Raw genomic sequence first — 12,557 nt, forward strand, 5'->3', positions numbered from 1 at the left:
ACCGGTCCGGCCGGCCTGGCACGAAGCCATTCCAGCACGGACGCGATCGGAAGACATCAGGCAGCCCAGGTCTCGCGGGCCGTCTCGAAATCGGCGGGCGTGGACAGTGTGCGCGCGTCCAGCGATTTGTCGATGCGCTTGATCAATCCGCTCAGCACCTTGCCCGGGCCGCATTCGGCCACGCGGGTGACGCCACGGCCGGCCAGGGCCTGCACGCAGCCGGTCCACTGGACGGGCAGGTAGAGCTGCTGCACCAGCGCCTGGCGGATGGCGTCGACGCCGTCATGCACGCGGGCATCGACGTTCTGCACCACCGGCAGGGCCGGAGCGCGCCAGTCCAGGCCGGCCATGGTTTCCGCCAGGCGGTTGGCGGCTTCGCGCATCAGCGGGGTGTGCGAGGGCACGCTGACGGCGAGCTTGACGGCCTTGCGGACGCCCTTCTCGGCCAGCAGGGCCAGCGCGCGGTCCACGGCGGCAGCGTCGCCACCGATGACGATCTGGCCGGGCGAGTTGTAATTGGCGGGCACCACGACCTGGCTGCCGGCGGCCTGCTCGCAGACCTCCACGACCAGGGCGTCTTCGGCGCCGAGCACGGCGGCCATGGCGCCGACGCCGGTCGGGGCGGCTTCCTGCATCAGCTGCCCGCGCAGGCGCACGAGGTGTGCGCCGTCACGCAGGGTCAGCGCGCCGGCGGCCACCAGGGCGGTGTATTCGCCGAGGCTGTGGCCGGCCAGCACGGCCGGCTGGACGCCACCCACGGCGTTCCAGGCGCGCCATACGCCGATGCTGGCCGCGAGCAGGGCCGGCTGGGTGTATTCGGTGCGGTTGAGCATTTCCTCGGGACCGCCCTGCGACAGCGCCCACAGGTCGACACCGGCGCCGTCGGAGGCTTCGGTGAAGGCCTCGCGGATCTGCGGGTGCAGCTCGGCCAGTTCGGCCAGCATGCCCAGCGACTGCGAGCCCTGGCCCGGGAACACGAATGCGAGATTGGTATCGGTCACGCGATCATCCGCCTGCAAAAATCGAACGGCGAATGATAAAGGGGAACGTCGCCCTTCGTCTGTACTGCCGCGTATGTCGGGCCCTTCGTCAGGTGAACAGCTGGAGGATGTCCAGGTCGCCGTCGGTGAAGAAATCGAAGCAGAGGGCCACGACCATCAGCACGCCCAGCGTGGTGGCGCCGTGGACGATCAGGATGGAGTGGGCCAGCGCGCGGGCGGAGCGGCCCATCTTCAGGCTGGCGCGGGCCAGGCCCTGAAGGCGGCCGGTGACGTCGTGGGCATGCGCGAGGACCGGGGCTTCGGCGCCGTCCATGGCCTGGGCCATGAGGGCCTGGAGCTGCTGCGGACGGTCCTCGTAGTACTTGGCGACGCCGTAGCCGAACATCAGCCAGTCGCGGGCCTGGGCCTGGGCGAGGTCCATGACTTCCAGGGGGTCTTCCTCGAAATCGATGAAGCCGATGGCGCTGCCATCCCAGGTGAGGTTGCGCGGCAGGGGCTGGCCGAAATAGGCGCCCTTGCTGTGCGCCTGGGCGATCGCATGCATGGCCGCGGACACGAGGCGGTCGCGGCCGGCATCGTCGGCTTCGCGCAGGCAGGTGTTGAACGAGGAGCCGTTGTCGCCCAGCACCAGGGCCGCGTGGCCGCTGCCGATCACGCTGGGGACGTTGACGCCCTGGGCCTGCAGTTCGGACAGGCGGCGGGCTTCGGTTTCGCGCGCGGCGTCGCCGCCACGGTGCGGCGGCGGGCGCAGAGCATCGAGCTGGAAGCGGCGGGCGATGAAGTTCAGCAGGCCCAGCGCGACCACGCGGCTTCCTTCGCCGTACTGCTTCAGCCAGGCGCGCTGCCCTTCAATGACGATGGGCTCAACCATGACAGTTCTCCTGAAATGCATACGGCCCCGTAATGGGGCCGTAACGACAGCGTCACGTTGTCGTAACTGACGCTATCAATAGCGCAGCAGAGCAGAACCCCACGTGAAGCCGCCGCCGAAAGCTTCCAGCAGCAGCAGCTGGCCACGCTCGACGCGGCCGGAGCGGACCGCGTGGTCCAGCGCCATCGGCACCGAGGCCGAGGAGGTGTTGCCGTGCTTGTCCACCGTCACCACGACCTGGTCCATGGACATGTCCAGGCGCTTGGCGGTGGCTTCGATGATGCGCAGGTTGGCCTGGTGCGGGATCAGCCAGTCCAGGTCGTCCTTGGTCAGCGCGTTGGCTTCCAGGGTTTCGTCGACGACCGAGTCCAGCGCCTTGACGGCGTACTTGAAGACGTCGTTGCCCTTCATCAGGATCGCGCCGCGGGCATTCTCGCCCTCGCCGAAGCCGGCCGAGACGCCGACCGGGTTCCACAGCAGCTCTTTCTTGCTGCCATCCGAATGCAGGTGGGTGCTGAGGATGCCGGTGTCTTCGTCGGCCTTGAGCACGACGGCGCCCGCGCCATCGCCGAACAGCACGCAGGTGGTGCGCTCGGTCCAGTCGACGATACGGGTCAGGGTTTCCGCACCGATGACCAGCACGTGGCGTGCATCACCGGAGCGGATGAATTTGTCGGCCACGCTCAACGCGAACACGAAGCCCGAACAGGCGGCGTTGACGTCGAAGGCGGGGCAGCCGGTCGCACCGAGCTTGGCCTGGATCAGGCACGCGGTGGACGGGAAAATCAGGTCAGGCGTGGTGGTACCCACCACGATCATGTCGAGCTGCGAAGCGTCGATACCGGCCGCTTCAAGCGCACGTACCGCGGCGTGGTAGCCGAGGTCGCTGGTGGTCTCGCCTTCGGCCGCAATGTGCCGTTCGCGGATACCAGTGCGCGATTGAATCCACTCATCGCTGGTGTCGACCATTTTCTCCAGATCCTGGTTGGTCAACACTTTTTCGGGCAAATAACTACCAGTGCCCGCGATCCTCGAGTAGATCCGCTTGCTCATTACATGTCCTGTAGCACGATCACCAAACGTGGTGATCGGGAAGAATGGGGTAAAGGCCGCCGCCCGACCGGGCAGCGGCCTTCACAAATCAATCTTCTTCGACGGCCGAGTTCGACTTGGTCGTGATCACCTTCTTGCCGCGGTAGAAACCGTCAGCGGTGATGTGGTGACGCAGATGCACTTCACCGGTGGTCGGATCGGTGGACAGCTGCTTGGCGCTCAGGGCGTCATGCGCACGGCGCATACCGCGGCGGGACGGGGTGACACGGGATTTCTGCACAGCCATGGGATTGCTCCAAACTCGGTTCGTTTTGCTTCGTCGTATCGTCGCGCAGGACGCCAGCGCCCAGCACAGTTTTCGCTTTCGCCGCAGCCGCCGACGACAATCCGGCTGCTATTGTTTTTTCAGTGCCGCCAATGCCGCGAACGGATTGGCCTTGCTGATTTCTTCTTCGGTCGGTGCCCAGTCCTTGTCCACGGCCTCACCATCGGGAGACAGCGGCACGACGGGCACGGCCAGGACGAGTTCGTCCTCGACCAGTTCCAGCGGTCGCAGCATGCCGTCTTCCGGCACCAGCCACGGTTCCCAGCCTTCCGGCAGCGAGGACTCTTCCTCTTCGCTGCGGATCAGGCCGAGCCGCTGCACCATCGAAACCGGCAACAGGAAACGCTGCAGGCTGCGCTGACAGATCAGCGGCAGCGCGGTGTCGATGGACAGTTCAACATAGGATACCTGCAGGATGTCGTCGTGCGCGAATTCCAGTGCATAGGTGCACGTTCCTTCGGTATCGGCGACAAGGCCCTGGAGGCGGGTCAATTGCGCTAGATCCACCTGGCCGTCGAAGCACCTGCGTGCTGCGACCATCCGCCAAGCATCCAGCATTTCGGGCACGTTTGCGGACATAAGCCGCTGAATGTTAAGGATCGTCCGGGCTGCTGTCAAATACCTGCGCAGTCAGGTTGCCGATCCCCGCCCGAAGGGCCCAGACTGCCGACCTTCCGTGCCCGGTATTGTCGCATGACCCCACTGCTGCTTGCCTCCACTTCCCGCTACCGCCGCGACCTGCTGGAGCGGCTCGGCCTGCCCCTGGAGACCGCCCGCCCCGAGGTGGATGAGACGCCCGCCCCCGGCGAGGCCCCACGCGCCGTGGCGGTGCGCCTGGCGCGGGCCAAGGCCGAGGCCGTGGCCCGGACCCACCCCGGCCGCTGGGTGATCGGCTCGGACCAGGTCGCGGAACTGAACGGCGCCCCGCTGGGCAAGCCGGGTACGGTCGACGCGGCCCATGCACAGCTGGCCGCGATGTCCGGGCAGGTGGTGGAGTTCCACACCGCAGTGAGCCTGGTGCGCGATGGCGAGGCGCTGGAGACCTGTGACCTGACCCGGGTCCACTTCCGGGCCCTGGGCGCGGCCGAGATCGCCCGCTACGTGGCCGCCGAGCAGCCGCTGGACTGCGCCGGCAGCTTCAAGTGCGAGGGCCTGGGCATCACCTTGTTCGAGGCGATCGAGAACCGCGACCCGACCGCCCTGATCGGGTTGCCGTTGATCGCGCTGAGCCAGCTGCTGCGCCAGGCCGGCTACACCCTGCCCTGAGCCTCAGCGCAGCTGCAGCGCCTGCAGGCAGCCCGCATCGAGGTCGCCGGTCGCCCAGCCGACCCAGCGCCCGGCCACGGGCATGGCCAGGCCCACCGGCCGTCCCGCACAGTGCAGGACCAGCCGCGGCGCCCTGCTCTGCGCAGTGAAGTCGATGCGCCACGCCGTGCCACCGAGCGTGTTGCGCACGGCCACCAGGGACACATCGCGGATCGGGACGGCCACGGCCGTTGACGCCGTTCGCTCTCCCTGCAGATGAAGGGTTTCCGGCCAGGCGAACATCGCGCTGCCGTGCGCACGCAGGCTGGGCAGCGCGGCCTGCACTTCGGCGGGCACGCTCTCGCCATGGGTCTGGTCCGGATCGACCACGCCGGCCGCCGCGGCCGTGGCGGTCATGCTGGCCACGCGCTGCATGCTGGCGCCCAGGTAGGCCATCCATGCCGTACTCGGCAGGGCCGCCACGGCCAGCAGCAGCGCCGCCCAAGCCACCACGCGGGGACGGCGCGGGCCGACGCGCACGAGCGTCCACAGCAGCAGGCCGGACCAGAACAGCCACGACCAGGGCACATAGCGCGGCGCGGCCAACTGGGCGGGGAAGTCGGCGAAATAGGACCAGCGGCTGAGGGCGACCAGGCCCCCCACGGCGAGGCCGAACCAGGCCATCGCCAGCGCGACGGATTCCCCTGCCCCGGCGCCGCGCCCGCGCTGCCCGCTGCGCCAGGTCATGCCAAGCAGGCCGACCACGCCGACCGCGCCGATCAGCAGATGCGGCCAGCGCGAGGTCATGACCGGTCCGAACAGCGACTGGTACGCGCTCGCCACGGCATGCACCGCACTGCGCACCGGCGCGAACGGCAGCTGCTGGGCCGCCGCCGGATCCAGTGCCGGCCACGCCAGATAGATGAAGGGCGAGGCGAGCCAGCGCAGCAGCACGTCCAGTTGTGCCAACGGCATCAACCCCATCTGCGAAGGCATGCCCGTGCGCCCCATGCCCAGGTGCAGGCCGACGGCCACGAACAGCCCGGCGATCAAGGGCAGCCAGTGCGACACCGGTGCACGACGCACCGCCAGCACCGCGGCCAGCCCGACGAACACCGCCACGCCACTGCCGAAGGAGAACGTCGCCGCCACGCCACACACGGCGGCCAGCACCGCACCGCGGCGATCCCCACGCAGCAGCAGGGCGACACCGGCCATCAGCGCGACGGTGATCAGGTAGGCATGCACGGACTCGTTGCCATGGGTCAGCGCGCGCTGGCTGCCCAGCCAGAAGATCGACAACACGCCGACCAGGGTTGCCGCGGCGCGCACCGACGGCGCCAGCGCATCGGCCTTGAGGATGCGGCCCAGCAGCCACACCGTCGCCAGCGCCAACACCATGCCGGTGCCGATCTGCAGCCATTGATTGCCGTGCAGCCAGCACAGCTCGGCGTAGCGCACCAGGTTCGGCAGGATTTCGCGGTGACCGTTGTCCGATACCAGCACGTTGGACGGCCAGGGCATTTCCAGCAGCTTCTGGGTGAAGCGCCACGGATCGGCGTACAGCACGCGCGGCGAGAGCCAGGCCATGGCCGCGAGGCCCACCCCGACGACGGCCGCCACCGCGCACCACAGCAGGCGCGTCAGCACGGGCGACACCTTCGCGGCAGGCGCGTGGGCAGCAGACAAGGGGGCAGATTCCTGCGGCGCATTGCGCATGAGGGTGTCATCCATGGAAGAGCACGTGCGCTCAGCGCGCGGGGACGGTGAAGGCCTGTTCCTGCCACTGCTCCACGCTGCCGTCCTTGCCGTGCAGCGTCATGCCCAGCCAGTGGCGGCCCGGCGCGAGGTGGTTGGTCTTCAGCGTGGCATCGAAGGCCACGTTGGGGTGCTGCGGATCGGTGGAAATCTTCCAGGCACCGGTGATGTCATACGCGCGCCCATAGACCGCATCGCCGACCGGCATGCCATCGATCAGCAGCTCGACCCGGTCGATGCCGACGCCATCCTTGAAGGCCCAGCCACGCACCTCGAGTGGGTCGCCGACTGCGGCGCCGGGCTGCGGCGTATCCACCCAGGCCATCGCCGGGGTCACGCACGGCCCTTCGGCGCGCTCGGCCGGCAGCCTGAAAAGCAGGAAGCGCTGATAGCCGTGATCGTTGCTGACCACGCGCGGCGGTGGCAGCGGCCCCACCTGCTCGCAGACCGCGTGGTAACGCTCCAGCAGATCGCGATAGCGTTGATCGCTGGGCGAGAGCACCAGCAGCATCGGCGTATCGCGCTGGCCGTCGTGCAGCAACCCCCACAGGCCCAGCTGTGCGCTGCGGCCATGCTTGTCGTTCAACGGATGGCGCAGCACCTCGATCGAGGGATCGCGCAGCTGGAACCCAAGTTCCGCGCCGACCTTGAAGTTGCCGGCCAGCACGCGCGTACCGGGCGGCATGCGTTTCAGTTCTTCGCGTACTGCGCCGGCCAGCGGTTCCCAGCCGGCGAAGTTGCGCGGGTAATACTTGTAGCCCGCCAGCTGCTCGCGCACGCTCGGAATGGAGACCATCAGGTAGTAGCCGAAGGCCAGGGCGAGCCCGGCACCAGCCAACCACCAGCCGGTGCGGCGCAGCCAGCGCGGCCAGCCGTTGAGCACCACCGGCACCGCGATCAGCAGCGCGAGGTAACCCGGCAGCGGCCAGTGGAAACTGATGCGCTCCACATCGGTGAAGAAGCCCAGGCCGAAGATGGACAGCGTCGATACCGCGCCGATCAGGCCGAAGTAACGCCACTGCGCGCGCGCGCCACCGCCCGAGCGGGTACCGGCCAGGGCCACCTTCCACATCGCGATGCACAGGATCGGGGTGACCAGCATCGGCTGGATCACCAGGAACCACAGCCCGCTCCATTCGAACGCCCACGGGTGGCGCTCGACCACCTGGAATTTCAGGCCCGCATCATGGTTGTCGGCATTCCACGACAGCAGCGGCAACCACGCCAGCACGCCCACGGCCAATGCGACCCACACGCGCGGATCGCGCAGCATGCGCCGGCCCTGCGGCAGCACCAGCAGCGCGATGAAGCCGACCACGATCACGCCGATGAAGCGGTAATGGCTGAGCGCGCCGATCGCCAGGCCAGCGGCCAGCTTCACTGCCGCCGCCGCATCGACACTGCGCAGCAGGCGCGCGCCGGCATCCAGGCACAGCACCGCGGCCAGCGCCATCGGCACATCCGGCACGGCCAGCATGCCCAGCGTGGCCGACAGCGGCATCAACAGCGTCAGGCTGCCGGCCTGCCAGCCGGCCACCGCGCCGAACCAGCGCGTGGCGATCCGCGAGACCAGCCATGGCAGCCACGCACCGATCGCCAGGAACGGCAGGCGCAGCGCGAGCACATGGTTGCCGCCCACTTCCACGCCCAGGCGTGCCAGCCATGCGGTCAGCCCGGGCAGGTCCGAATAGGCCGCGGCCAGGTGCTGGCCTTCCTGCCAATAGAAAGCTTCGTCCACGAACAAGGGCAGACGTGCGGCCACCACCAATTTGACGGCGGTGACCAGCGTCCACAACAACAGGAATATGGTGCGTGCGCGTTGTTCGCCCTGCATTGCTCTATAGAATCAGTGGAATCATCGAATCGAGACGGACATGGATCATTCGCCCCCCGTGCCAGCCATGCTAACCGATGTACTGCGACAGTCCCTTCGCGCCGCCCAGGATCAGGTCAACGGGCTGGTGCTGGGCAAGGCGCAGGAGGTGCGGCTGGCCTTCGTGGCGCTGCTCTCCGGTGGCCATCTGCTGATCGAGGACCTGCCCGGGCTGGGCAAGACCACCCTCGCCCATGCCATGGCCTCCAGCCTCGGGCTGGGCTTCCAGCGGGTGCAGTTCACCTCCGACCTGCTGCCTGCCGATGTGCTCGGCGTCTCGGTGTACGACGCCGGCAGCCGCCAGTTCCAGTTCCACCCCGGCCCGGTCTTCACCCATGTGCTGCTGGCCGACGAGATCAACCGCGCGCCACCGCGCACCCAGAGCGCACTGCTGGAAGCGATGGCCGAGCAGCAGGTGACCCTGGATGGCGTGACCCATCCGCTGCCGGATCCGTTCTTCGTCATTGCCACCCAGAACCCGGTCGACCTGTCCGGCACCTTCCCGCTGCCGGACTCCCAGCTGGACCGCTTCCTGCTGCGGCTGGCGCTGGGCTACCCCAATCCGGAATCCGAGCGCGAGCTGCTGCGCGGCACCGATCGCCGTCATCTGATCGCGCAGACGACCCCGCGCCTGAGCGAGATCGAGGTGCGCACGCTGCGCGAGGCGGTCGGCCAGGTACATGCCAGCGAAGCCCTGATCACCTACGTGCAGGCCCTGCTCGCGCGCAGTCGCCAGCACGCCGGGGTGCGCGTCGGCCTGTCGCCGCGCGCCGGCCTGGCGCTGCTGCGCGCGGCGAAGGCGCATGCGCTGCTGCTGGGCCGCGCGCACGTGGTGCCCGAAGACGTGCAGACGCTGTTCGTCGCGGTGGCCGGGCATCGCCTGGTGCCGGAGGCCGAAGCCGGCAACGGGCCCGCGCTGGCCCGCGCCATCCTCCAGACCGTGCAGGTCGACTGAGATGCGCCGCGGCTGGGGAGCCCGCTGGCAGCAACTGCAACACCTGGCGCGGCCGCGCCGACCGGAGCACCTGCCGTGCCGGTTCGACCGGCGCCGCATCTATGTGCTGCCGACGCGCTTCGGCCTGTTCGTCGCCGCACTGCTATCGGCGATGCTGATCGGCGCACTGAACTACAACAACAACCCGGCCCTGCTGCTGGCGCTGCTGCTGGCCACCGTCAGCATCGCCAGTGCGATCAGCGCGCACCTGCAGCTGTCCGGCCTGCAGGTGGATGCGGTCTCGGCCGAACCGGTCACCGCGGGCGCGCCGTTGCGGCTGCGCATCAGCCTGTCCCGCGCCGATACCCGTGCCCGCCGCGGACTGCATGTGGAGCACGCCGGCGTCGGCGCGTTCGGGCACCTGGTCGACAGTGACCAGATCGAAGTCGATCTCGATCTGCCCACCCACCAGCGCGGCTGGTTCGACCTGGACCGGATCCGCCTCGCCACCACCCAACCGCTCGGCCTGGTGCGGGCGTGGTCGTGGGTGTGGCCGGAGACGCCCCTGCTGGTCTATGCCGCACCGGAATCGCACGCCCCCGCACTGCCCGAGAGCGGCGGCGATCCGCTGCATACCCGCGTGCACGCCAGCGGCGACGAGCTGCATCAGCTGCGCCCCTATCGCGCCGGCGACCCCACCCGCAGCATCGCGTGGAAGCACTCGGCGCGGCGCGACACCCTGCTGGTGCGCGAGTACGAAAAACCGGTCGGGGTGGAGATCGTGCTGGACTGGTGGCGACTGGCGCCACTGGGCACCGAAGCACGGATCGCGCGGATGGCGCGCTGGGTCGACCTGGCCGAACGCGAAGGCCGCCGTTACACGCTCAAGCTGCCGGGCCAACCGGTGCTCGGCCCCGGCAACGGCAGCGCCCATCACCATCTGTGCCAGCGCGCGTTGGCGCTGTTGCCCCATGACTGACACGCCCGCCTCCCTGCTGAGCCCCGGGGCGCGCGCCTGGACGCTGGCCAGCGCGGCGCTGGGCCTGGTGCCGCTGCTGCTGCAGCTGCCCACCGTGCTGGCCGTCGTCATCGCCGGTGTCGCCCTGCTCACCGCCGCCGCCTCACGCCAGCGCCTGCTGCCGGGCGCGCTGCGCCTGCTGCTGGTGCTGGGCATGCTCGCCGCCATCTACTGGCAGATGGGCCCGCGCCCCGGCCGCGACACCGGCTGCGCGCTGCTGGCAGCCATGCTCGCGCTGAAATCCAGCGAGCTGCGCAGCCTGCGCGATGCCCGCAGCCTGGTCGGCTTCGGCTTGTTCGGCCCGTTCGCTGCGTTCCTGCTCGACCAAGGGCCGCTGACCATGGCGCTGGCGGTGATGGCCGGCCTGGTCGCCCTGCTCGCCCTGCAGCGGCTGGCACACCTGGAGGGCCAGGCACCGCCGGCGCCGCTCAAGCGCCAACTGCGCGGCATCGGCCGGCTGGTCCTGCTCGGCCTGCCGCTGGCGCTGGCCGGCTTCTGGCTGTTCCCGCGGTTGAGTGAACCGCTGTGGGGCATCCCGGACCGCGCGGTCGGCAAGCCCGGCCTGTCGGACACGATGGAGCCCGGACAGTGGCTGGACCTGATGGCCGATGACACCCCGGCGCTGCGCGTGCAGTTCTTCGGTGCGATCCCGGCGCCGCAGCAGCGGTACTGGCGCGGCCCGGTATTGACCCGTTTCGATGGCCAGCGCTGGGAACAGGACACGCGGCAGAGCGAACGCGCGCCCGCCGCGGTGACCCGTGCCGCCACCCAGTGGGAGTACCAGATCGATTACGAGCCGACCGACCGCCGCCAGCTGGTCGCGCTGGACCTGCCGCTGCAGGCGCCGCCGGGCAGCGAGCTGGATGCCAACCACAGCCTGCGCAGTCGCGCGCCGTTGAACGCATTGACCCGCTGGCGGCTGACCTCCGCGCCGGCCGTGACCTATACCGAAGCGTTGACGCCGTACGAGCGCCGGCTGACGCTGCAGCTGCCCACCGGCGTGAACCCGCGCACGGCCGTGCTGGCCCGCCAATGGCGACAGGAGGCCGGCAGCAACGATGCGGTGATCGTGCAGCGCGCGCTCGACTGGGTCCGGGCGAGCTTCGTCTACACCCTGGATACGCCCGAGCCGGGCCGCGATGGCGTGGACGAATTCCTGTTCGACCAGCAGGCCGGCTTCTGCCAGCACTTCAGCTCTTCCTTCGTCGTGTTGATGCGCAACGCCGGCATCCCCGCGCGGGTGGTGACCGGCTTCGCTGGCGGCACGCGCAATCCCTACGGTGACTACTGGGTGCTGCGCCGGATGGACGCGCACGCCTGGGCCGAAGTGTGGCTGCCCGGCCGTGGCTGGGTGCGGGTCGACCCGACCGCCGCCGTGGCGCCCGAACGCGTCTACGACACGATCGACGACCGCCTGGCCGCCGGCGCAGCCGACGCCATGTTCGACAGCCGCTGGCTGCAGATCGGACAGATGGGCGATTGGCTGCGCCGGGGCTGGAACGACCTGGTTCTGTCCTTCGACGCCAACCGCCAGCAGCAGCTTCTTGAACCGTTTGGTTTCAAACGGCTGGATCCGAGCCAACTGGTCGGGATTTTCATCGTCTTCGCGCTGACCGCGCTAGGCTGGATGGCATGGCTGCTGGCCCGGGGCGAACGCGAGCGCGACCCGCTGTTGCGGGCCTGGCATCGGCTGGGACGCCGTTACGCACGCTATGGGCTGTCCCGCGCCAGCGCCGAACCCGCTGGCGAGTGGGCGCGCCGGGTGGACCGGCAGCGACCCGATCCTGCGCTGCTGTCGCTCAGCGCGCGTTTCGTCCAGGCGCGCTACGCTGGCGCTGACGTCGACCTCACTTCATTATTGCGCGACCTGCGCAGGCATCGCCCGACCTCCGGAGCATCCCCATGAAGATTCAAATCCTGCTTCCCCTTGCTGCCTCTCTGGCACTGGCTGCCTGCGCCACCGCGCCGAAGCCGTTGCAGGGGCAGTTCAGTATGGTCAGCCCGCGCGACGCGGTTCCCACCCAGCAGGTGGGCACCCCGGTACGTTGGGGTGGTCGCATCATCGAAACCAATCCGGGCCAGGGCCAGACCTGCTTCCAGATGATCTCGCGCCCGCTCAACGGCAGCGGCCGCCCGAGCACCACCTCGGCCGACGCCAGTGACGGCCGCTTCATCGCCTGCCGCGCCGGCTTCTACGATCCGGCGGTGTTCGAGCCGGGCCGCGACGTGACCTTCATCGGAAAGATCGGCGGCTACGAGAACACCCGCATCGGCGAATACGACTACCGCCTGCCGAAGCTGGACGCCGACGTCATCTATCTGTGGCCGGAACAGCGCCAGGTCGATGTGGTGCCCGCCTACCCGTACGGCCCGTGGGGCCCGGGCTGGGGTCCGGGCTGGGGCTACCGCGGCTGGGGCTGGTGGTAACACGCTGACGCAGAAACGCCGCCCTCGGGCGGCGTTTTTGTTTGCGCCTGGC

At 69.2% G+C, this 12,557-nt stretch carries 12 protein-coding genes; 5 read left to right on the forward strand and 7 right to left on the reverse strand.

What is annotated here, in order from left to right; translation table 11 throughout:
- Positions 1-56 precede the first annotated feature (56 nt).
- From fabD to AB9O74_RS14850, 5 genes are all read right to left on the reverse strand, one after another.
- Positions 57-1,001 carry an ACP S-malonyltransferase gene (fabD, locus tag AB9O74_RS14830; protein WP_176990976.1) on the reverse strand — a complete coding sequence of 315 codons (945 nt, stop codon included), beginning with the start codon at positions 999-1,001 and terminating at the stop codon, positions 57-59.
- 88 nt (positions 1,002-1,089) lie between these two features.
- Positions 1,090-1,872: a serine/threonine protein phosphatase gene (locus tag AB9O74_RS14835; protein ID WP_346492705.1), complete on the reverse strand. Its 783-nt coding sequence runs from the start codon at positions 1,870-1,872 to the stop codon at positions 1,090-1,092.
- A gap of 75 nt (positions 1,873-1,947) precedes the next feature.
- On the reverse strand, positions 1,948-2,925 hold the full coding sequence (locus AB9O74_RS14840; protein ID WP_176990974.1) for a beta-ketoacyl-ACP synthase III: 978 nt from the start codon (positions 2,923-2,925) through the stop codon (positions 1,948-1,950).
- An 88-nt stretch (positions 2,926-3,013) separates the two neighbouring features.
- Positions 3,014-3,211 carry a 50S ribosomal protein L32 gene (gene rpmF, locus AB9O74_RS14845; RefSeq protein ID WP_017357626.1) on the reverse strand — a complete coding sequence of 66 codons (198 nt, stop codon included), beginning with the start codon at positions 3,209-3,211 and terminating at the stop codon, positions 3,014-3,016.
- 108 nt (positions 3,212-3,319) lie between these two features.
- The gene (locus tag AB9O74_RS14850; RefSeq protein WP_369349777.1) at positions 3,320-3,829 is read right to left on the reverse strand and encodes a DUF177 domain-containing protein; all 510 of its coding nucleotides are present in this window, start codon (positions 3,827-3,829) and stop codon (positions 3,320-3,322) included.
- Positions 3,830-3,943: 114 nt separating this feature from the next.
- Here AB9O74_RS14850 and AB9O74_RS14855 point away from each other — a divergent pair, with 114 nt between their 5' ends.
- Positions 3,944-4,516, forward strand: a complete 573-nt coding sequence (locus tag AB9O74_RS14855) for a nucleoside triphosphate pyrophosphatase (protein WP_369349757.1) — start codon at positions 3,944-3,946, stop codon at positions 4,514-4,516.
- Between the two features lie 3 nt (positions 4,517-4,519).
- On the opposite strand, the gene AB9O74_RS14860 is transcribed toward AB9O74_RS14855, so the two are convergent.
- Complete coding sequence (locus AB9O74_RS14860; RefSeq protein ID WP_369349758.1) at positions 4,520-6,184, reverse strand: hypothetical protein; 1,665 nt, start codon at positions 6,182-6,184, stop codon at positions 4,520-4,522.
- 61 nt (positions 6,185-6,245) lie between these two features.
- A complete protein-coding gene (locus AB9O74_RS14865; protein WP_369349759.1) occupies positions 6,246-8,087 on the reverse strand; it encodes a glycosyltransferase family 39 protein in 1,842 nt (613 codons plus the stop codon).
- A gap of 40 nt (positions 8,088-8,127) precedes the next feature.
- Between AB9O74_RS14865 and AB9O74_RS14870 the strand changes: the two genes are divergently transcribed.
- From AB9O74_RS14870 to AB9O74_RS14885, 4 genes are read left to right on the forward strand one after another with little or no spacing between them, the layout of a single operon-like run.
- Positions 8,128-9,081 carry an AAA family ATPase gene (locus AB9O74_RS14870; RefSeq protein WP_369349760.1) on the forward strand — a complete coding sequence of 318 codons (954 nt, stop codon included), beginning with the start codon at positions 8,128-8,130 and terminating at the stop codon, positions 9,079-9,081.
- A gap of 1 nt (position 9,082) precedes the next feature.
- On the forward strand, positions 9,083-10,039 hold the full coding sequence (locus AB9O74_RS14875; RefSeq protein ID WP_369349761.1) for a DUF58 domain-containing protein: 957 nt from the start codon (positions 9,083-9,085) through the stop codon (positions 10,037-10,039).
- Positions 10,032-11,984 carry a DUF3488 and DUF4129 domain-containing transglutaminase family protein gene (locus tag AB9O74_RS14880; protein WP_369349762.1) on the forward strand — a complete coding sequence of 651 codons (1,953 nt, stop codon included), beginning with the start codon at positions 10,032-10,034 and terminating at the stop codon, positions 11,982-11,984. The genes AB9O74_RS14875 and AB9O74_RS14880 overlap by 8 nt, the downstream gene beginning before the upstream one ends.
- Positions 11,981-12,505: a Slp family lipoprotein gene (locus tag AB9O74_RS14885; protein ID WP_019185338.1), complete on the forward strand. Its 525-nt coding sequence runs from the start codon at positions 11,981-11,983 to the stop codon at positions 12,503-12,505. The genes AB9O74_RS14880 and AB9O74_RS14885 overlap by 4 nt, the downstream gene beginning before the upstream one ends.
- Positions 12,506-12,557 lie beyond the last annotated feature (52 nt).

Origin of the sequence: Stenotrophomonas sp. JAG2, from assembly GCF_041080745.1 — a bacterium.
Taxonomy (GTDB): domain Bacteria; phylum Pseudomonadota; class Gammaproteobacteria; order Xanthomonadales; family Xanthomonadaceae; genus Stenotrophomonas; species Stenotrophomonas maltophilia_AA.